The organism is Pseudomonas orientalis (assembly GCF_022807995.1).
GTDB classification, from domain to species: domain Bacteria; phylum Pseudomonadota; class Gammaproteobacteria; order Pseudomonadales; family Pseudomonadaceae; genus Aquipseudomonas; species Aquipseudomonas orientalis_B.
In genome coordinates, this window is sequence record NZ_CP094351.1 from 3,150,291 (window position 1) to 3,171,585 (window position 21,295).

Consider the following 21,295-nt stretch of genomic DNA (forward strand, 5'->3'; position numbering starts at 1 on the left):
GGCTCACCATTGCACCACCCTGCGCACCGTCGTCAGTGCCTCACGTAACGCCGTCATCGACACCGACCCCAGCGCCAGGCGCAACGCATGGGGCACCTGGGCGGAGACGGCAAAGGGTTCGGCGGTGGACACGCAAATACCCTCGCGCTGCAAGCTCATGGCCACCTGATCGGCGCGGGCGTCTTCGGTGAGCGGCAGCCACAGGAAATACGACGAAGGATGGCTGATATAGCTCAGCCCCGTGAGCACTTGCGCCGCCACCCGTTGCCGCGCCTGGGCGTCTTCGCGTTTTTGCGCCTCCAGCCGCGCAACGGTGCCGTCTTCGAGCCAGGCCACGGCGATCGCACTCATCACCCCCGGTACGTTCCAGGTGGTTGCCATCAGGGTGCGCTCCAGGTACTTGACCCAAGCCAGAGGTGCCGCGACAAAACCCACGCGCAATCCCGTGGCGACACTCTTGGAAAACCCACCGACATACACCGTCCGCTCAGGCGCCAGCGTCGCCAGCGGCGGCGGTGCGTGTTCGGCGAGAAAGGCGTAGGCGGCGTCCTCGATGATCATCAACTGATGCTCTCGGGCTATCGCCACCAGGCGCTCGCGCTGCGCCAGGCTCATCACCCAGCCCAGCGGGTTATGCACGGTCGGTATGCTGTAGACCGCACGCACCAGGCGCGTGCGGCACAGGGCCTGCAGGTGATCCAGGTCCGGGCCGGTGGCGCTGGCCGGGATCGCGACGATTTCCAGGTGCAGGGTCTCGGCCAGCACCTTCAAGCCGGAATAGGTCAATGCGTCGACGGCAATTACGTCGCCAGGTTTGAGCAGCGCCATCATCGTGACCGCCAAGCCGTGCTGGGCACCGCTGACCAGCAACACCTGTTCGGCCTGCACCGCCAGCCCGCGATGCAACAGGTGCCGCGCGACCACCGCGCGCTCATGCGGGCGGCCGGCATGGGGTTGATAACGCAACAGCGCTTCAAGGTCGCCCGACAACGCCAGCTGGCGCAGTGCGTTGCGCAGCAGGTCTGCCTGGCCGGGCAATGAGGGGTAGTTGAAATTCAGGTCGAGCATGCCGGTCGCCACAGGCATCTGCCCGCTACCCTGCCCCGGCGGCAACGCTATCTCGCGCACAAAGGTGCCACGTCCGGTCTCACCACTGACCAGCCCCATGGCCTCCAATTCGCCGTACACGCGACTTGCCGTGGCCAGCGCCAGCCTATGGTCGGCGGCGAGTTGGCGGTGCGTGGGCAAGCGTGTGCCGGGCGGCATTTGCCCCGAGCGAATGCCTTCTGCGAACGTATCGACCAGCAACTTGTAACGGGCGCGCGGCATAGTGGTGTATCCATGACAATTTTTTGATTGCCACAATCTTCAACCCTAGGATGGTCCCTACGCAACTTCCCTTTTCGGACGAATTCCATGGAACGCACCTCCCCGCTCAGCACCCTGGACACCCGCACCCAGGGCTGGATCAACGGTTTTATCGGCGTGCTGATTTTCAGCGGATCGTTGCCGGCCACGCGCCTGGCGGTGATGGAGTTCGACCCGGTATTCCTGACCATGATCCGCGCGACACTTGCCGCCGTCCTGGGGTTGTGCCTGCTGCGATTGTTCAAGGAAAAACGCCCCACCCGTCAACAATGGGCGCCCCTGGTCATCGTCGCGCTCGGCGTAGTGATCGGGTTTCCGCTGCTGACCGCGCTCGCGCTGCAATACGTGACCTCGGCGCACTCCATTGTTTTCATCGGCCTGCTGCCGCTGGCAACGGCAATCTTCGGCGTGCTGCGCGGCGGTGAGCGGCCCAGGCCGGTGTTCTGGTTGTTTTCGCTGATGGGCAGTGCGCTGGTGATGGGTTATGCCTTCGCCCAGGGCCTGAGCGCCGCGCCCGCCGGGGATCTGCTGATGCTGTTGGCAGTGCTGGTCTGCGGCCTGGGCTACGCCGAGGGCGCCACGCTGTCGCGCAGCCTCGGCGGCTGGCAGGTGATTTGCTGGGCCTTGGTGATGTCGCTGCCGGTCGTCGCACCGTTGAGCGCGCTGCTGGCGCCCGCCTCGTTCACCGGCATCAGCCTGCCGGCCTGGCTGAGTCTGGGTTACGTCGCAGTGTTCAGCATGTTGATCGGCTTTGTGTTCTGGTATCGCGGCCTGGCCCAGGGTGGCATCGCCGCGGTCGGCCAGTTGCAGCTGCTGCAACCGTTCTTTGGCCTGGCCCTGGCGGCGGGCCTGCTGCATGAGCAGGTCAGCCTGGGCATGCTGCTGGTCACGGTGGCGGTGATCGGGTGCGTGGCAGGGGCCAAAAGGTTCGCGCGCTAGCGCTACGGCCCAAGGCCTGCTAAACAGAAGTGTCGTCCCCCGCCATACCGCTAATCGAGGACTGCACCGATGACTCGTCTCACCGCCAAGGACTTCGCGCCTGAACTGCTGGAACTCTACGACGGCTACGCCCACGGCAAGCTCAACCGCCGCGAATTTCTCGACCGCGCCGCGCTGTTCACCTTCGGTGGCCTGACGGCGTCGGCCCTGCTCGCCGCCCTGAGCCCCAACTATGCGCTGGCCGAACAGGTGAAATTCACCGATCCCGATATCGTCGCCGACTACATCACCTATCCGTCGCCCAAGGGTAATGGCACGGTGCGTGGCTATCTGGTGCGGCCGGCCAAGGCCGTCGGTAAATTACCTGCGGTGGTGGTGGTGCACGAGAATCGTGGCCTGAACCCCTATATCGAAGACGTCGCGCGGCGCCTGGCCAAGGCCGGTTTTATCGCCCTGGCGCCGGACGGCCTGAGTTCCGTCGGCGGCTACCCCGGCAACGATGAAAAAGGCGTGGCCCTGCAGCAAACCGTCGACCCGACCAAGCTGATGAATGACTTCTTCGCCGCCATCGAATGGCTGATGCACCACGACAGCAGCACCGGCAAAGTCGGCATTACCGGTTTCTGTTATGGCGGCGGCGTCACCAACGCGGCGGCAGTCGCCTACCCGGAACTGGGCGCGGCCGTATCGTTCTACGGCCGCCAGCCCGAGGCCAGGGATGTGCCGCGCATCAAGGCACCGATCATGCTGCACTACGGTGAGTTGGATACGCGCATCAATGAGGGTTGGCCCGCCTACGAGCAGGCACTGAAAGCCGCAGGTACCACCTACGAAGCGTATATCTACAAGGGCACCAATCACGGTTTTCATAATGATTCGACGCCACGTTATGACGAGGCGGCGGCAAATCTCGCTTGGGAGCGCACACTGGGGTGGTTTCGCAAGTACCTCGCTTAGACACAATCAACCTGTGGAAGGGCAACTGCCCTTCCACATCAGACGGCACTCCTCTGCAACCATCCTTTGAACGCCAGCATTGCAGGCGTTTCGGCCCGTGACTGCAAGCGCGTCAGCCAGTAACTGCCGGTGTTGATCGCCACCTCGAAGGGTTGGCGAATCACATCGCTCTCCAATTGCCGCGCAAACATCCGCGCCGGCGCCAGCGCCACGCCGATGCCCAGCAGCGCCGCGTCCATCATCGCCAACGACGAATCGAACACGATACTGCGCGGCACCAGGGTGTCTGCCGGCAGACCGGCGGCCTGGAACCACAGGCTCCATTCATCGGCGCGGTAAGAGCGCAGCAACGTATGTTTCAACAGGTCGGCCGGCGCGTGCAGCTGTTCGGCGAGGTGCGGCACACACAGCACGCTCAGCGGGGCCTCAAGCAGTTGGCAGGCCTCGGTGCCGTGCCAGGCGCCAGCGCCGAAACGGATCGCGTAATCCAGGCCTTCGGCGGCGACATCGACGCGGTTGTTGTGCGTGGACAGGCGCACGTCGATGAACGGGTAGCGGCTCTGGAAATCCGGTAAGCGCGGCAACAGCCAGCCCACCGCAAAGGTACCGACCGCGCCGACCGCCAGCACCTCGCGATAGTGCCCTGCCTCGAACTGGCCCAGCGTATGGGCAATGCGGTCGAACGATTCGCGCAGTACCGGCAACAGGGTTTCGCCCTCACGCGTAAGCATCAGCCCGCGAGGCAGGCGTTTGAACAATGTGACATTGAGTTGCGCCTCCAGGCTTTTGACCTGGTGGCTGACCGCCGCCTGAGTCACACATAGCTCGATTGCAGCTCGGGTGAAGCTCAGGTGCCGGGCGGATGCTTCGAACGCTCTTAACGCGTTGAGGGGCAAATGAGAACGCAACATGGTGACCCCAGATTTTCTAATGGCTGGCGCGAGATATGATCCTTTGTCCAATGTCGACAAACTGTTTAGATTTGCCCCGCCTGCGCAGGCTGTTCATTGAGTCGATCACATTCATGGAAGCGCTAATGATGCCCCAACACAACCTGTCCGCAGTGCGTAAATTCACCACCCTTGCGTTATTTATCGCCGCCGGCGACTGCCTGGCCGCCACCGACCTGCGTGCGGTGGTGGATGCCAGCGTCAAGCCCTTGATGCAACAGCAGTCCATTCCCGGCCTGGTGGTCGCCGTGGTGAAAAACGGCGAGAGGCAATACTTCAGTTACGGCATGGCCGACGAGGACGCCAAACGTGCCGTCACCGAAAACACACTGTTCGAGGTGGGGTCGGTGAGCAAGACGTTTACCGCCACACTGGCCGGGTACGCCGTGGCGCAGGGCAAGCTCAGGCTGTCAGACCCTGCCAGCCACTACCTGGCAGCATTGCGAGGCGCCATATTCGATCACATCAGCGTACTCAACCTGGGCACTTACACCGCCGGGGGCCTACCGCTGCAATTTCCCGCCGAGGCGGACACTGCACAGCGCATGATCGGTTATTACCAACAGTGGAAACCCGACTTCACGCCAGGTGTCCGGCGTTTGTATTCCAACCCCAGCCTGGGGCTGTTCGGCTACCTGGCCGCACAGAGTCTTGGGCAGCCGTTCGATACCTTGATGCAGAACACGCTGCTGCCCAAGCTCGGACTCAACCATACCTTCGTCAACGTGCCCGCCGAGCAGAGCGGCCTGTATGCACAGGGCTATGGCCCTGACGGCAAACCGGTACGTGTCGCTCCGGGCGCCCTGGACAGCGAAGCCTACGGCATAAAGACCAGTGCCGCAGACCTGCTCCACTACGTTGAAGCGAACCTCAACCCGGCCGGCCTGGAAAATCCGCTGCAGCAGGCCATTGCGAACGTCCAGACCGGCTACTACCGAGTCGGCGCCACCACCCAGGCACTGGGCTGGGAGTACTACGCGTACCCGGTCAAGCTGCAAACCCTGATCGACGGAAACTCCACGCCGATGGCCATGGAGCCGCACACAGTCACCTGGTTGCCAGCGCCGGAGGTACAACCGGCCGATGTGCTGTTCAACAAAACCGGCTCGACCCGTGGCTTTGGCGCCTATGTGGCATACGTACCGAGCAGGACAATGGGCGTAGTGATCCTGGCCAATAAGAATTACCCGAATGAAGAGCGGGTGAAAGTGGCCCATTCAATCCTGCGTGCCATGGACCCATGAATCCGAGTGACTGAGCAAGGCCTCGACTCTCTGAATGCCTGACCAGACCGAACGGGCCGGCGTCACCGGGGAAGTACCATGAAATAACTCAGCCCGGAACGTTGCGCTTGCCTCCTGCGACGAATCATCGCTGCTGCACGTAAGAAGCGTGCGGCAGCGATCGTCGTCTTCCTGGAGGTCATTCATGCCGGCAATTTCTCAACCCCCGATTCCCAGCCCCACCATGCAGGAGACACCCGTGTCTGCTGCTGCAGGCACTGCGACGGTACCTGCGCCACCTTCAGGACCCGGCGCCGACGTGCCCGCGTGGGTGGAACTGATCAAAAAAACCCCGCGTTACAAAGCTGACATGGCGCTCTCGGCGGCTTACGCCGATGCGCTGGTGGAGACTGCCGATGGCGCGGAACCGCAATTGCCCGTGCCTCCAGACTCCACGTTCGGGCAATGGCGCCAGCAACTCGACGCCCTGCTGGCGAGCCCCGACTTCGAGCAGTGGGCCGGCGCCAATAATATCGATCGATCCAAACCTATCCGCATCGCCCCTGCCGACGGCGTCTCACAGGCGCATATCGTCGCCTCGCTCAAGCCAACCTCACCCAGTGAGAAGGCGTCTTGGGTATTGTTCGCGGCCGGCCAGGGCAAGACGCTGCCGCACACGTGGCAACTCATCATGCAGGCCGCCAACACCTTGTCGCCAAACGGCCATTCACTTGAGGTGCCTGCAGTCGGCCGGGCATCGTCCAGCGTGCACGCTGAACGCCCTGCCTCGATCAGAGAGGTTGCCAGCTTTTATGGCGAGGTGCTGACCTCCACCGAGCAACTCGCCGTTCAACGATCCAATCAGCTCAAGCAGGCAGATTCGTTTCCCGCCGCGGACAACTCACTGTCGACGGCGCAGCTCGAGATGCGCGCCGAGGGAGAGCTTGAGCACCAACAGAAAACCTTGGGCGACATGTGTAACGACAACCGACTGTTCCAACAGTTGAGCAACGTTCTGGACCTGATCGACGCCGACACTGAGCCAGATGAAACCCGCCCCTACTCCATCACCACACTGCCCACACCCGAGGCGACCGAACGTGCTGAGAAAGCCAGAGTCAAGGACCTGCTCAAAGGCACCCACCTTCAAATAGATCCGTCGTCCTGGTACTTCCAGGATGAGCAACTCATACCCGAAGACAAGGTGACACTGGAGCGATTTATCCATGACAAGTTCGGTAAAATCCCTGAGACCAGAGCAGAAATCCTCAACCTGATAGACGTCCTCAGGCAAACGGAACCTGCAGCGCCGCCCCATGGCAATTACACCGGAGCATTGGGTTGGGAAGCGCCCGTCAGCGCGTCCGAGCAAAGGGAGCTTTATTCCCACATTGCGTACAACAACCTGCAATTGCCAGGTCTCAGCGCGTGGAAAAAGACAGATGCATTCAATTACCTGACTAAAAATCGACACTGGACAAGCACCGAACTGCGCAACCCTGCCCATGTGCTGCGCCAGATACTTGCATCGCCAAAGGCAAGGGAACTGGAAGCCTCGCTGCAGAAAAAAATGGGCGCCGCCGAAAACTCCGACAGTTCCGACTGGGTACTGGCCGCCATGCTGTTGGGGCTGGACGCGCCAACCTGGCTGGATACACCCAAAAAAGCCAATCACACCGCAGGATTCGATCTGGCGGATAAAGCCTTCCACGGAAAACCGCTCGACACCATCAAACAAGCGCTGGTCGAGCATCTGGTGCAGACCCGGCGTGCCTCGCAAGAGATGGCGCCCGTGGCCGCGCATCTGCTACTGGCGAGCGCGGCGCCGGAGCTTCAGGTCAAGGACATCCCCAAAGACGTGACCTATGGCTCACCGACCTGGTTCAGCCTGAAAGCCACGGTGGCCTATATCGAAGCGAAGCAACCGGGAAGCAGTTCATTGATGAGCTTTGCCGAGGTGGTCAAGTATGGCGAAGTCAACCCGATCGGTGATGACGATCAAACCTTGCTCAATGAGGTCAAGCAGGCTGCGGTCATTGACTGGGCCTTGGCCTATGGCGTACTCAAACCCTCGGCGACGGGTGAGTATTCGACCGAACAGCTGAACGCTGCGCACACGACCTTCAGTGAAGTCATGAGCGGGCTGAAGAAGATTACGCAGGAGGTGAACGCACCTGTGCCCCTGCAAAAGTCGATGGCATTGGAGGTGCTCGGACAGCACATAAAAAATGTCCCGCTTGAAGCTGCGGTCATTACCAACCCCCAGTCCAGAACCAATAACGCACTCAACGACGGGCCTTTGCACGTCAATACCGGCCCTTACTCGTTGTTGGACATGTACCTGTCAGAGCATGCGCCGAAGCTTAAGAACGATAACACTTGGTATTCACTCGACACCTCAAAGGTGCCGGATGGCACGATCAAACTGTTGGCCGATCTGCCCGACATCAAGTCCCGGCATCGCGAGGCGCTGGCAAGCTATCAGCAAAGCCGGACCAACGGCCTGGTCAACCTGACCAAACACCTGATCGCGCAACTGCCGATCGAAGACCGTCAGCATCTGGAATTCGGCAAACTCGACCTCTTCATCGAGGGCGCCGTCATCAAACACACCAGCTACACCCCGGCAGGCAATATCAATCACGACCAACCGTTCCCGGAACAGGCGAGCGACAAGCGCTCATTGATCGTCCGGGCCACCCATGGCGAAAGCGTCAAGGCCTATGAATTTTGCCCGCAACAGAACACGTTGAAACCATTAAGCGACTTCAAGCCCGGCCTGCAAGGCGACTGGGCCCGCCAGCCAGCCGGCATTATCGGCGGCGACAAATTCTCCAACACCGCCATCGAGCCCTTTAAGGTTCCGGCGGGCGTGACCGGCAGCCTCGACGCCACCACGCCTGGGGACGGGGCCGTCCCCGCCTCGTACACCAGCGCCCGCAGCCAATTTCTCGGCGAGCTTCTGGCCCGTCATACCTTTGGCAATCGCCCGCTTGATGAGTGGGTGAGCGCAACCCGTCACACCACACGGTTCAGCGAAGAAGATGAAGAGTTCGAACACAGCAAGGAACTGGTGCTGGGGTCGATACCTGGTGTGAATCTGGTCAGGAACGTAGTCAAGGGCGACTGGCTGGCCGTGGCATCCGGGCTTATATTCGACGGCGTCATGTACGCCACCACCGGCGGCCTGGGCGGTGGGTTCAAGGGGATAAAAACCCTGGGGTCCGCCGCCAAGCGCACACGCCAGGTCTTTGGCGACCGTCTCTTCAATCGCTCGCGGGCGCTCACTTCATCGACACCAGCGACTGACTTCGACCGGCTATTGCGCGGGCGTACGGGGCGCTACGATCTCTCGAAATCCCCCACCCGGCCCGATATCTCGGAGGGTACTTACAGGAAGAGCGGTGCAACTTTCTCTGCGCCCGCGAAGCTGGACAAAAAAACCGGAAAAATCCACGCATTCGATCCGGTTAAAAACCGTACGTATGGGAAACCGCTGGAGAACTTCACGCCCCACACGCAGGTTGATAATGCAGTGCCCGGTACCAGTCGCAGTAGCCTTACCGGCGCAGAGCGTGCGCTGGATACGGCGCTGGGGCGCGATAACGTGATTCAGCTCGGCGGCCCGATGAAGGATCTGAAGATGATCGGCAATGAAATTCATACTTATGAGGATATTTACAGTCGCTCCAAGAGGAAACTCAAACGCCTGAATATCGTTGCCCATGGCCACGGGCGAGACTGGTTTGACAAGCTTACCGGCAATGGTACCCACGTTGTTGTGGACGACAAACTTTATAACGCGAAGGACTTGGTTGCCTTGTTGAAAAGCAAGAATGTGTTCCCCTCACAATACGATACCGTGCGGCTGCTGGTATGTCATGCAGGCGAAGGTAGAAGTAGAGCTTTTGGGCGTTTGTTTCAAAAGGAAATTGGGAAACCTGTCAAGGCGTTTGAAGGAACGGTAAGCTTGGATCCAGGTTCAACCTACGTGACCACGCAACGTAATTTAGAACACAAAAATTTTGCACTATCAAATACGGGCGCTGACGCGAAGACCCTCGACTTTCTTGCGGATAACGAAATCAAAAAGAAATTCGTCAATAAAATCACTGTCGGCGTGAAAAAAAATCATGGCGCAACGATTAAAGTCAACATTGCTGAAGTCAACCAACCGCCGGTCATCGTAGACGGCGTCGTTAACTATCAACCGCGCTGGTTCACGCGCTGATAAAAAATGCCAGTCTCTAGAGACTGGCATTTCTATTAGCCTGATCAGCATACCCCCACGTCATCCGAAACGACGCCCCGCCCCACTCCGAATCCAGCACTTGCACCTGCCCGCCATGCCACTGGCAGACCCGCTTGACCAGCGCCAGGCCCAAGCCAAACCCGCCCGTGCGGCGGTCGCGGCTGGTGTCCAGGCGCAGGAAAGGTTCGAAGATCTTGGTGCGGCCGTCCAACGGCACGCCTGGGCCATCATCATTGACCTGCACTTCATAGCCGCTGCCGAACTTCACCAGCGACACTTCCACGCGGCAATCGGCATAACGGATCGCATTGCGCAGCAGGTTGATCACCGCCCGCGCCATGAAGCGCGGTTCGATCTGAATAAAATCGACCTCACAGGTGCGCAGCGACAATTGCACACCCGCCGCCTCCGCCTCCAGCGCCACACTGCCGATCACGCTGTCCAGCCAGCTGTGGGCCTCGATATCCTCGCGAGTCACCTGGGTCGCGCCGCGCTCCAGACTGGCGTAGGTCAATAGCTCGGAGACCATTTCTTCCAACTCGCCAAGGTCGGCGTACATATCGGCGATCAGTTGGCGGCTCTGGCGCGGATCGGCCTGCTGCCTGAGCTGGTCCAGTTCAAAGGACAAGCGCGCAATCGGCGTGCGCAGTTCGTGGGACACCGCGTTGGTCAGTTCGCGCTGGTTGGCGATCAGGCTTTCGATGCGCTCGGCCATCTGGTTGAAGTGCCCGGCCAGTGCGCGCACGGTGGAACGGCGCGGCAACAGGATGCGCGAGCCCAGGTCATTGTCGCCAAAGCGCTGCGCCGCCAGGCGAATGTGCTCCAGGTCACGCCAGTGCGGACGCACCCAGAAATACAGCACGATGGCCAGGCTGATGCCGAGGAAACCATAGGCCCACAGGTACAGCCATTTGGGTTCTTCCGGCAGCTGGATCTCGAGTAATTGCGGGCCGTCGTCGATAGGCGCGAGAAACTTCATGAAGTCCTCGCGCACCACCACTTGATCACTCGCCAAAAGCTTATGCTCGCGCTCACTCAGGTGCTGGGCGTCGCGCTGCACCAGTTTCAGGCGCAAGCCGTAATGCGGTTGCAGCTCATCCAGGCGTGCCTGTCGCGCCGCTCCCCGCACCGGCCGCAGTTGTTCCACCAGGGCCCACGCCGGGCCGCGCAAGGCCTCTCGGTTATAGGTCTCGTTGGACTCGGGCATGTACGCGTCCAGGCCGTAATTGACCAGCCAGATCGACCCGGCCAGGCCGAGCGCGAGGATCACATACAGGCGCAGGTACAGGCGCAGCATCTAGAGCTCCCACGCGAACGGATTGAACAGGTAGCCCTTGCCCCAGATGGTCTTGATGCACACTGGCTCACGCGGGTTGTCATTGAGTTTGCCGCGCAGTTTGCTGATATACACGTCGACGCTGCGATTCAGGCCATCGAAGGCAATACCGCGCATCCGGTTCAAAATGTCGTCGCGCGAAAGAATGGTGCCGGCGTTGCTCGCCAGCAGCCACAGCAACTCGAACTCCATGGTGGTGAGGTCGATCTTGTCATCGCCCAGGCTGACCACCCGGCAACTGCGATCGATCGACAACCGGCCGAACGCCAGGGCGCCGCGCACCACGGGCTCGGGCACCTGGCGACGCTGCAGGGCACGCAGACGTGCGAGCAATACCGGCGGTTTGATCGGTTTGATCACGTAATCATCAGCGCCGGACTCCAGGCCCAAAATATGGTCCAGGTCGTCTTCTCTGGCCGTCAGGATCACGATGGGCGTATCCGACACAGCACGAATTTCGCGGCACACGTGCAGCCCGCTCTGGCCCGGCAGCATCAGGTCGAGCACGACCATATTCGGCTTGAACGCCAGAAACGCGGTCAAGGCCAGGTCGCCCCGGTGCACCGCCCGCACGGCGAAACCATGTTGTGACAGAAAATGCGCAATCAGCCCTGCCAGCTTCTCGTCGTCCTCGACGAGCAGGACCTTGCCCTGACCCAGGTTTTCCATAAGTTCCCAGTGTACGAACGCAGATTGAAAGGCCGGCAGTATAGGTGGCAAGCTGGTGGACGGGAGCGGCGGCCGCGTACCGTGCCACGAAGCTTCATGCTTTTAAGAGTTTTTAACAAATAGCCTGCACTTTTTTACGCCATTCATAGGGAGTCATATGCGCAGGGATTACCTGGCGTTCTTCGTTTCACTGTTCCTGTCGCGGCTGGCGGACCAGATCCTGCTATTCATCGTGCCGCTGGTGGTGTTCCAGACCACCGGCAGCGTGTCGTGGGCGGGCTTGGCGTTCTTTGTCGAATCGCTGCCGCGCTACCTGGCGTTTCCCGTGTGCGGGGCCTTGTGCGACCGGTTTTCCCCCGTGCGCATCCTGCATATCAGCCAGGTGTATCGGGCCGCAGCCTGCGCGGTGGCGGTGGCGCTGTATGGGCTGTTCGACGGTATCCAGTGGCTGGTGATGCTGTCCGCGTTGTGCGGGGTATTGACCACCCAGGGCATCATGGCGCGGGAAGTGGTGATGCCGCACATCTTCCAGCACTACACCTACGCCAAAACCTTGTCCTATTCGCAGATCGCCGACCAGAGCGGCCTGGTGCTCGGGCCTTTGGTGGCGGCACTGATGCTGGAGGTCTGGCCGTGGCCTTGGGCAGTGCTGGGGATTGCCGTGCTGTTTGTGCTGGCGGACCTGGCGATGCTGATCTGGCAGCGCAACACCACGGTGCACCTGCCTGTCCATGAGCAACACTCGGGTCTCTGGCTGCAACCCTTGCGTACCGCCTTCGGCCACATCCGTAACCGGGTGGAGTTGAAACGCATCATTACCCTGGCGGTCGGTGTGAACCTGATTGTCGGGGTCACGCTGGCCACCTCGGCGGCGATGGTCACCGGGCAATACGCGGCGGACAAGGACGCCTACGCCCTGCTGCAAGCCGCTGGCGCGGTGGTTACCCTCGTGATTCTGTTTTACCTGGCGCGTTCGACCCTGGCGCTGAAGGTGCTCGGCGGGCTGTCGTATTTGATGATTGTCGTCGGCGCGCTGATGACTGCCATCAGCCCGTGCTTGTGGGCGTACATCGTGGGCTTCCTGCTGGTGACCGGTTTCGACAAAATGTTCAACGTGTATATGCGCAGCATGCGTCAGCGGGTCATTCCGGTGCAGGATTTCGGCAAGACGGTGGGGGTGATCACCTTGCTCAACAACCTGGCCCAGCCCTTGGCGGGCCTGATGATTGCCGTGCTGGCCGCGCCGCTTGGCACGCAAGCGGTAATCCTGGTGCTGACCGGGATCAGCGCCTTGATCGGCATGGCAGTGGCTTCAGGCTGGCACGCCGCTGTGAAAGCGGAACTCAACGTCGGGTGACTCGATCAGTTCATGCTCGGCCGCCCTGACCCGCTCGATCACCTGGGCGATGTCCTTGGCGTCACCGTACTGGTACGCCAATTTCAAGTAGCCCTGGAAATGCCGGGCTTCGCTTTTGAGCAACCCGAAATAGAACTTGCCGAGTTCTTCGTCCAGATGCGGCACCAGGGCTTCGAAACGCTCGCAGCTGCGCGCTTCGATAAAGGCACTCACCACCAGCGTGTCCACCAGCTTGACCGGCTCATGGTTGCGCACCACCTTGCGCAAGCCCGAGGCGTAACGGCCAGCGGACAATTGACGCAGCTCGACCTTGCGTTTCTTGATCAGGCGCATGACCTGCTCATGATGCACCAGCTCTTCCCGGGCCAGGCGCGACATCATATTGATCAGGTCGACATGGCCGTGGTACTTGGCGATCAGGCTCAGGGCGGTGCTGGCGGCTTTGAATTCACAGTTCTTGTGATCGATCAGCAGAGTGTCCTGATCGGCCAGCGCGGCCTGCACCCAGGCATCAGGGGTGCGGCAGCCGAGGAATTCGTGGATTTCGGGCAGGATCATCGGGCTCACGGGCAAAGGATCGCAAAGGGGCGCCGATTATACCGACCCCGCCGCAGACCGCCAGCCATGGGCCTTGATGTACATCAAGATGACGCCAGGCCAGCAGCAACTATAGTTGTTGCAGCCCCTTCCTGGAGATCCGACCATGCAAGCCATCCGCAGCATCCTGGTGGTCATCGAGCCCGAGCATTCCGAAAGCCTGGCCCTCAAGCGCGCCAAGCTGATCGCCGGGGTCACCGGCGCGCACTTGCATCTGCTGGTCTGTGACAGAAAGCACGAGCATTCGGCGCTGCTGAGTCTGCTCAAGTCCGGCCTGCAGGAGGATGGGTATAGCGTCAGCACCGAGCAAGCCTGGAACGACAGCCTGCACGAAACCATTATCGAGGTGCAGCAGGCCGAAGGCTGCGGGCTGGTGATCAAGCAGCACGTTCCCGACAGCCCGTTGAAAAAGGCGCTGCTGACCCCGGCGGACTGGAAACTGCTGCGCTACTGCCCAACGCCCGTGCTGCTGGTCAAGACGGCAACGCCCTGGGCCGAGCGGGTGATTCTGGCGGCCATCGACGTGGGCAATACCGACAGTGAGCACCGCTCGCTGCACAACGCCATCATCGACCACGGTTTCGATATCGCCAGCCTGGCCAAGGCGCAATTGCATGTCATCAGCGCACATCCATCGCCGATGCTGTCGGCGGCGGACCCGACCTTCCAGCTCAGGGAAACCATCGCGGCGCGTTATCGCGAGCAATGCAAAGCCTTCCAGGCCGAATTCGACGTGAATGATGCACACCTGCATATCGAGGAAGGGCCGGCGGATGTGCTGATTCCCTTCGCGGCGCATAAATGGCAAGCGGCGGTCACTATCATCGGCACCGTGGCGCGTACCGGGATTTCCGGGGCGTTGATCGGCAATACGGCGGAAGTGGTGCTCGATGCGGTGGAAAGCGACGTGCTGGTGCTCAAGCCGCAGACACTGATGGATCATTTGGAAGAACTCGCCACCAAGTCCTGACATCGCTCCTTCAGGCACCGAGAACCCAATGTGGGAGGGGCTTGCCCCCGATGACAGTGTGTCAGCCAATGCATCTGGTAGCTGATACTCAGCCATCGGGGGCAAGCCCCCTCCCACACTTTGGAGCTGTATTGTCAGCCAGCGAATGCATCCTTCAGGAAGCCCGGTGCGATATAGCGCTGGTAATGGGCCTCGGACAGAATAAAGAACTCCCGGTCAATGGCGTCACGCAGCTGCGGCAGCGCCCAATCGCGAAATTCCGGCAACAGCACCATGCCGTAGGCCTCCAGGTTATTGATCACCCGCGCCCCGCGCGCAATCAGCTGGTAGGCCCAGCAATATTCGGACTGATGCGGCACAAAGCGAATCTTGCGCTGTTCCAACTGCCCACGCAGCATCTTGGGGTCGAAAACCTCGACTTTGCCGGCCATCACCTGCACCAGCAACTGTTCAAGCCTGAGCCAGACCGCGCGTTTCTCTTCTTCGTTATAGCCATTCCACTGGATCACCTCATGGTGAAAGCGCTTGCAGCCACGGCACACGAGATCGCCGTAGACCGTGGAGCACAGGCCGACGCAGGGGGTCTTGATGGTTTGGTTGGGCATGGGCGAAAACACGCAAATCAGCGAAACAGTGCGCCATGTTAGCCCTTTGTCTAAGGTTGATCACCCTGCAAACTTGGCGACGCAACTTACCTTTAGATTTTTTTTGCCGTAGAATCACCCGGCCTTGTAAGGCGCCAATAATCCGCTGGAAGCTGTTTTCAAAGCGTCACGAGCACAGTCGTTCCTTCAGAACGGTGTTGGCGCAGGTTTGACCCCGGTAGGTCAATGCTTGCGCCAACCCTCATCAGCTCCGTTCTGCAGGCGTAAAACTTTGAAAGCAGCTTCTGTAAGGAATGCCGGCAGCGCTGGCTTTGCGGCCCAAAAAGCCCCCGAGCGCACGCGTGCCGGTCATTCCTGGATGAGCGTCCCGTGGGACCACTGATGAGGGTAATAACTGTGCTTGAAGCCTACCGCAAACATATCGAAGAGCGTGCCGCCCTGGGTATCGTTCCCCAGCCGCTTAACGCCGAACAAACCGCAGGCCTGGTCGAGCTGCTGAAAAATCCTCCGGCTGGCGAAGAAGAATTCCTCGTTGACCTGATCACCAACCGCATTCCGCCAGGCGTTGACGAAGCTGCCTACGTCAAGGCCGGCTTCCTGTCCGCCCTGTCCAAAGGCGAAGCCACCTCCCCCCTGATCGACAAAAAGCGCGCGGTTGAACTGCTTGGCACCATGCAAGGCGGCTACAACATCGTGACGCTGGTCGAGCTGCTGGACGACGCCGAGCTGGCGCCTGTCGCGGCCGCCCAGCTCAAGCACACCCTGTTGATGTTCGACGCCTTCCACGACGTGGCGGAAAAAGCCCGCAACGGCAACGAACACGCCAAGGGCGTGATCCAGTCCTGGGCTGACGGCGAGTGGTTCCGCAACCGCCCTACCCTGGCCGACAAGATCAGCCTGCGTGTGTTCAAGGTTACCGGCGAAACCAACACCGACGACCTGTCCCCCGCGCCGGATGCCTGGTCACGTCCCGACATCCCGCTGCACGCCCTGGCCATGCTGAAGATGGCCCGTGAAGGCATCGTGCCGGACGAGCAAGGCAAGACCGGCCCGATGAAGCAGATCGAAGAGATGCGCGGCCAAGGCTTCCCGATCGCCTACGTCGGTGACGTGGTCGGTACCGGTTCCTCGCGTAAATCCGCGACCAACTCCGTGCTGTGGTTCTTCGGCGACGACGTCCCTTACGTGCCGAACAAGCGCGCCGGCGGCTTCTGCTTCGGCAGCAAGATCGCTCCCATCTTCTACAACACCATGGAAGATGCCGGCGCACTGCCAATCGAGTTCGACGTCTCCAACATGAACATGGGCGACGTGATCGACCTGTACCCCCATGCTGGCAAAGTCTGCAAACACGGCACCGACGAAGTCATCACCACCTTCGAAATGAAGACCCCGGTGCTGTTGGACGAAGTGCGCGCCGGCGGCCGTATCCCGCTGATCATCGGTCGCGGCCTGACCGACAAGGCCCGTGCCGAACTGGGCCTGGGCCCTACCGACCTGTTCAAGCTGCCTGAAGCACCTGTCGACACCGGCAAGGGCTTCACCCTGGCGCAGAAAATGGTCGGCAAGGCGTGCGGCCTGCCGGAAGGCAAAGGCGTTCGCCCTGGCACCTACTGCGAACCGAAGATGACCACCGTGGGCTCCCAGGACACCACCGGTCCGATGACCCGTGATGAACTCAAAGACCTGGCATGCCTGGGCTTCTCAACCGACCTGGTGATGCAGTCGTTCTGCCACACCGCGGCCTATCCAAAGCCGATCGACGTGACCACCCACCACACCCTGCCTGACTTCATCATGACCCGTGGCGGTGTATCGCTGCGTCCAGGCGACGGCATCATCCACAGCTGGCTGAACCGCATGCTGCTGCCGGACACCGTGGGTACCGGTGGTGACTCCCACACCCGTTTCCCGATGGGCATCTCGTTCCCGGCCGGTTCCGGCCTGGTGGCGTTCGCCGCTGCCACTGGCGTAATGCCACTGGACATGCCGGAATCGATCCTGGTGCGCTTCAAGGGCAAAATGAAGCCTGGCATCACCCTGCGTGACCTGGTGCATGCCATTCCTTACTACGCGATCCAGGCTGGCCTGCTGACCGTAGAGAAGAAAGGCAAGAAAAACGCCTTCTCCGGCCGTATCCTGGAAATCGAAGGCCTGAATGACCTGACGCTGGAGCAGGCGTTCGAGCTGTCCGACGCCTCGGCCGAACGTTCGGCTGCCGGTTGCACCATCAAGCTGTCCAAAGACTCCGTCACCGAGTACCTGAACTCCAACATCACCCTGCTGCGCTGGATGATCGGCGAAGGCTACGGCGATGCACGCACCCTGGAACGTCGCGCCCAAGCGATGGAAGCCTGGGTGGCCAATCCGGAGCTGATGGAAGCCGATGCCGACGCCGAATACGCCGAAATCATTGAGATCGACCTGGCGGAAATCAACGAGCCGATCCTCTGCGCACCGAACGACCCGGACGACGCCCGTCTGCTGTCCAGCGTTGCCGGTGAGAAGATCGACGAAGTGTTCATCGGCTCGTGCATGACCAACATCGGTCACTTCCGCGCGGCCGGCAAGCTGCTGGAGCAGGTCAAGGGCCAGCTGCCAACCCGTCTGTGGCTGTCGCCGCCGACCAAGATGGACGCTCACCAACTGACCGAAGAAGGCTACTACGGCATCTACGGCAAGGCTGGCGCGCGCATGGAAATGCCGGGCTGCTCGCTGTGCATGGGTAACCAGGCACGCGTAGAACCGAATTCGACCGTGGTATCGACGTCGACCCGTAACTTCCCGAACCGTCTGGGCGATGGCGCCAACGTCTACCTGGCTTCGGCCGAGCTGGCGGCAGTGGCTTCTACCCTGGGTCGCCTGCCGACCGTCGAGGAGTACATGGGTTACGCGGCGAAACTGGACACCATGGCCAGTGACGTCTACCGCTACCTGAACTTCGACCAGATCGCCGAGTTCCGCAAGATCGCGGCAAGCGCCAACATCCCGGTGATTCAAGCTTGATGGTGTGTTGATGTAGCTATACAGCGTAAGCAGCGCCGCGTATCGCAAGGTACGCGGCGTTTTTTATGCCCGGAATAAAGTATCAGCAACACCATAAAACACATGTGGGAGGGGGCTTGCCCCCGATAGCAGTGGTTCAGTCAACTCACAAGTGACTGATACTCCCCTATCGGGGGCAAGCCCCCTCCCACAGTTGGATCTTTGTAGCTCTTGAAGGCCGTATCGGACTTTACGCAACCAGCGAATACACCAACGCCGTAATCGCCACCAACCCCACCGCCGTGACAAACACATTCGACGCCTGCCCACGGTACCTGGCCATCGCCGGCACCTTGCGGATCGCATACATCGGCATCAGGAACAGGATCGACGCAATCACCGGCCCGCCCAGGGTCTCGATCATGCCGAGAATGCTCGGGTTCAGCGTGGCGACGATCCAGCACACCACCAGCATGAAGGCAGCGGTCATGCGGTCCAGCGATTTGGCGGCCGGACGGCGACCGGTCTTGAGCACCAGGCCCTTGAGGCCCTCGCTGGCGCCGATGTAGTGACCCAGGAACGATTTGGCAATCGCCACGAACGCAATCAACGGCGCGGCGAAGGCAATGGTCGGGTTATCGAAATGGTTGGCCAGGTACGACAGGATCGACAGGTTCTGCGCCTTCGCCTCGGCCAACTGCGCCGGGGACAGGGTCAGCACACAACTGAATACGAAGAACAGCACCATCGCCACCATCAACAGGTGCGCGCGGGACAAAATCTGTGAACTGCGCTCTTCGGCGTGTGCGCCGTACTGGCGTTTCTGGTCAACGGCAAAGGCCGAGATGATCGGCGAATGGTTGAACGAGAACACCATTACCGGAATCGCCAGCCACAGCGTATTGAGCAACGCCGACGGCGCCGGCACCTCACTGGCGGTGCTGAGAATGCCGCCGTTCCAGTGCGGCACCAGATAGACGGCGAGGAACAGCAAGGCCACGATAAACGGATACACCATCAGGCTCATGGCCTTGACGATCACCTGCTCACCGCAACGCACCACGGCCAGCAGGCCCAGGATCAGCACAAACGCCAGGACAGCTCGCGGCGGCGGCATGATGTGCAGTTGATGTTCCATGAAACTGCTGACGGTGTTGGTCAGGGCCACGCTGTAGATCAGCAGGATCGGAAAGATCGCGAAGAAGTACAGCAAGGTGATCAAGGCGCCGGCCTTGAGACCGAAATGTTCTTCGACCACGTCGGTAATGTCGGAACCTTCACGGCCGGACAGGACGAAACGGGTCAGCCCACGGTGAGCAAAGAATGTCATCGGGAAGGCCAGCAACGCCAGGATCACCAGCGGCCAGAAGCCCCCCAGGCCCGCATTGATCGGCAAGAACAAAGTACCGGCGCCGATGGCGGTGCCGAACAGCCCAAGCATCCAGGTGGTGTCCTGGCGGCTCCAGCTTGTGAGCGTTGCAGGTGTCGTTGCATAGCGTTCGTCGACGCTATTGGCCTGATCATTCATCCGGTCGGATCTCCGCATTCACACGGCCGGAACGAGTCAGAAAACCTGACAGGCAGCGCCCCGACCTCAACAGGGGCGCGATTGTCCGGGATTATTGAGAATAAGCAAAGGCTTAGCTGAGGAATGGCAATGCGCTGATACTGCCAGCACCTCCGAAATCTGCACATTAAAGAACGGTCCGACAACAAACTCAGATGCTGTCCGCTTTATCACGTAGAGCTGCGTTGCCATCGTTAGGCGCCACTCAATCAACCAACAATAAAGGTGCTTCACGATGAATATTCGCGACCTGTTCAAGTTCACATTGCTACCTGCACTGTTAATCATCACTCTGTTACCAGGCGCGGGCACCGCCCAGACCAAACCACCCGCAGGGGCGAATATTGCTGCCGTTACGCCCGATAACGCGATCATGTTGACCGTATTTCTTAAACACGATCAATCACGGCCCCTCAGCACATTGAAAGCCCAACTTGCCAAACAGGAGTTTCACACCGTGTTCCCGCCTGCCGGGGTGGAGGTCGTAAGCTGGAATATCACCATGGGCATCGGACAAGTCATCGTCCTGCGCCTGCCGGCGTCGCGCCTGGCTGAAGTCAACCTCGCCATCGAGAACACCGCCTGGGGTGTCTACGAGACTGAATTTTATCCAACGTACGATTTCATGCCGATCGCCCAAAGAGAGCAAGCCCAGGCACGGCAGACCACTGCTCAGTAATACCGATTAAAAAGCCGAGGTCGGGGACAACCCGCACACGCCCGTTGACAGCCTCGCGCGCGTCCCGGCATGATCCGGGCATGATATTTATTGAAATGTTCCTCACCCGCACCACCACTACGACCGCTGACGGCGGGTCGTACGGTTGCTGTGGGTGGTTCATCTAAAGACACCCTGAAGTCACCCAAAGCCCCGCCAGCAATGGACGGGGCTTTTTTATTGCTCCGCCACCCGGCACTCACAAGGAGCAAGACCATGGCAGCCGCCCTTTTGATCATCGATATGCAAAGAGGCTTGTACGACGGACCGCAAAAACCCTTCGAACGTGAACGGGTGCTGCATACCATCAACCAGTTGATCCAGCGCGCCCGCACCGCCAACGCGCCCATCCTGGTCGCACGCCACACCGGCCCCGCCGGTTCGCCCATTGAAGCCGGCAGCCCGCTCTGGCAGCTGTGGGGCGGTCTTGAGGTCGACGAATCCCGCGACTATCTGTTCAACAAGACCCGTCCGAGCTGCTTTCTGGGTACCGACCTGGCGCAACGACTGGTTCAGGCGCAGATCGATGAGCTGGTGATCGTGGGCATGAAAACCCAGTTTTGTGTCGATACCACCTGCAGGGTAGCGGTGGAGATGGGCTTCTCGGTGGTGCTGCCGGAGGACGCCCATACTTGCATGGATACCCCGGCGTTAACGGCCGAGGCGATCATCGATCATCACAATGAGACCTTGGCCGGTGGCTTTGTGAAGCGCATGCGCGCCGTCGAAGTCGGTTTTTGAATGCTCCAGGAGCGAGCTTGCTCGCTCCTACGGCGCCCTACGCTCCTTCCGACAAATCCCG

General features: G+C 60.5%; 16 protein-coding genes. 9 read left to right on the top strand and 7 right to left on the bottom strand.

The window, feature by feature from the left end:
* Positions 1 to 3: 3 nt before the first annotated feature.
* A complete protein-coding gene (locus tag MRY17_RS14070) occupies positions 4 to 1,329 on the bottom strand; it encodes a PLP-dependent aminotransferase family protein (RefSeq protein WP_243352334.1) in 1,326 nt (441 codons plus the stop codon).
* Between the two features lie 87 nt (positions 1,330 to 1,416).
* Between MRY17_RS14070 and MRY17_RS14075 the strand changes: the two genes are divergently transcribed.
* Together MRY17_RS14075 and yghX are read left to right on the top strand one after the other, a co-directional pair.
* Positions 1,417 to 2,307, top strand: coding sequence for a DMT family transporter (locus MRY17_RS14075; RefSeq protein WP_243352335.1), 891 nt, complete (start codon positions 1,417 to 1,419; stop codon positions 2,305 to 2,307).
* A gap of 69 nt (positions 2,308 to 2,376) precedes the next feature.
* The gene (yghX, locus tag MRY17_RS14080; RefSeq protein WP_191951755.1) at positions 2,377 to 3,264 is read left to right on the top strand and encodes a YghX family hydrolase; all 888 of its coding nucleotides are present in this window, start codon (positions 2,377 to 2,379) and stop codon (positions 3,262 to 3,264) included.
* 38 nt (positions 3,265 to 3,302) lie between these two features.
* Here yghX and MRY17_RS14085 read toward each other — a convergent pair whose 3' ends face one another.
* A complete protein-coding gene (locus MRY17_RS14085; protein WP_181285213.1) occupies positions 3,303 to 4,175 on the bottom strand; it encodes a LysR family transcriptional regulator in 873 nt (290 codons plus the stop codon).
* Positions 4,176 to 4,300: 125 nt separating this feature from the next.
* Here MRY17_RS14085 and ampC point away from each other — a divergent pair, with 125 nt between their 5' ends.
* Both ampC and MRY17_RS14095 read left to right on the top strand, forming a co-directional pair.
* Positions 4,301 to 5,458 carry a class C beta-lactamase gene (gene ampC, locus MRY17_RS14090; RefSeq protein WP_375154679.1) on the top strand — a complete coding sequence of 386 codons (1,158 nt, stop codon included), beginning with the start codon at positions 4,301 to 4,303 and terminating at the stop codon, positions 5,456 to 5,458.
* Between the two features lie 184 nt (positions 5,459 to 5,642).
* Complete coding sequence (locus MRY17_RS14095) at positions 5,643 to 9,668, top strand: hypothetical protein (protein WP_243352336.1); 4,026 nt, start codon at positions 5,643 to 5,645, stop codon at positions 9,666 to 9,668.
* A 16-nt stretch (positions 9,669 to 9,684) separates the two neighbouring features.
* Here the strand turns inward: MRY17_RS14095 and MRY17_RS14100 are convergent, their stop codons facing one another.
* Together MRY17_RS14100 and MRY17_RS14105 are read right to left on the bottom strand one after the other, a co-directional pair.
* The gene (locus tag MRY17_RS14100; protein ID WP_243352337.1) at positions 9,685 to 10,986 is read right to left on the bottom strand and encodes an ATP-binding protein; all 1,302 of its coding nucleotides are present in this window, start codon (positions 10,984 to 10,986) and stop codon (positions 9,685 to 9,687) included.
* Positions 10,987 to 11,694, bottom strand: a complete 708-nt coding sequence (locus MRY17_RS14105; protein ID WP_243352338.1) for a winged helix-turn-helix domain-containing protein — start codon at positions 11,692 to 11,694, stop codon at positions 10,987 to 10,989.
* Between the two features lie 157 nt (positions 11,695 to 11,851).
* Here MRY17_RS14105 and MRY17_RS14110 point away from each other — a divergent pair, with 157 nt between their 5' ends.
* Positions 11,852 to 13,051, top strand: a complete 1,200-nt coding sequence (locus MRY17_RS14110; RefSeq protein WP_181285208.1) for an MFS transporter — start codon at positions 11,852 to 11,854, stop codon at positions 13,049 to 13,051.
* Here MRY17_RS14110 and MRY17_RS14115 read toward each other — a convergent pair.
* Positions 13,007 to 13,609, bottom strand: a complete 603-nt coding sequence (locus tag MRY17_RS14115; protein WP_243352339.1) for a tRNA-(ms[2]io[6]A)-hydroxylase — start codon at positions 13,607 to 13,609, stop codon at positions 13,007 to 13,009. The genes MRY17_RS14110 and MRY17_RS14115 overlap by 45 nt on opposite strands.
* Positions 13,610 to 13,754: 145 nt before the next feature.
* Here MRY17_RS14115 and MRY17_RS14120 point away from each other — a divergent pair, with 145 nt between their 5' ends.
* Positions 13,755 to 14,618: a universal stress protein gene (locus MRY17_RS14120; RefSeq protein ID WP_181285206.1), complete on the top strand. Its 864-nt coding sequence runs from the start codon at positions 13,755 to 13,757 to the stop codon at positions 14,616 to 14,618.
* A 134-nt stretch (positions 14,619 to 14,752) separates the two neighbouring features.
* Here MRY17_RS14120 and MRY17_RS14125 read toward each other — a convergent pair whose 3' ends face one another.
* Positions 14,753 to 15,223: a DUF1289 domain-containing protein gene (locus MRY17_RS14125; RefSeq protein WP_243352340.1), complete on the bottom strand. Its 471-nt coding sequence runs from the start codon at positions 15,221 to 15,223 to the stop codon at positions 14,753 to 14,755.
* 396 nt (positions 15,224 to 15,619) lie between these two features.
* Between MRY17_RS14125 and acnB the strand changes: the two genes are divergently transcribed.
* On the top strand, positions 15,620 to 18,229 hold the full coding sequence (acnB, locus tag MRY17_RS14130) for a bifunctional aconitate hydratase 2/2-methylisocitrate dehydratase (RefSeq protein WP_243353940.1): 2,610 nt from the start codon (positions 15,620 to 15,622) through the stop codon (positions 18,227 to 18,229).
* Positions 18,230 to 18,458: 229 nt separating this feature from the next.
* Here the strand turns inward: acnB and MRY17_RS14135 are convergent, their stop codons facing one another.
* Entirely contained in the window at positions 18,459 to 19,736 is a 1,278-nt protein-coding gene (locus MRY17_RS14135) for a serine/threonine transporter (RefSeq protein WP_181285204.1), read from the bottom strand.
* Positions 19,737 to 20,010: 274 nt separating this feature from the next.
* Here MRY17_RS14135 and MRY17_RS14140 point away from each other — a divergent pair, with 274 nt between their 5' ends.
* Positions 20,011 to 20,454, top strand: a complete 444-nt coding sequence (locus MRY17_RS14140) for a hypothetical protein (protein WP_191951763.1) — start codon at positions 20,011 to 20,013, stop codon at positions 20,452 to 20,454.
* A gap of 255 nt (positions 20,455 to 20,709) precedes the next feature.
* The gene (locus MRY17_RS14145; protein WP_181285202.1) at positions 20,710 to 21,234 is read left to right on the top strand and encodes a cysteine hydrolase family protein; all 525 of its coding nucleotides are present in this window, start codon (positions 20,710 to 20,712) and stop codon (positions 21,232 to 21,234) included.
* The last annotated feature ends 61 nt before the right edge of the window (positions 21,235 to 21,295 follow it).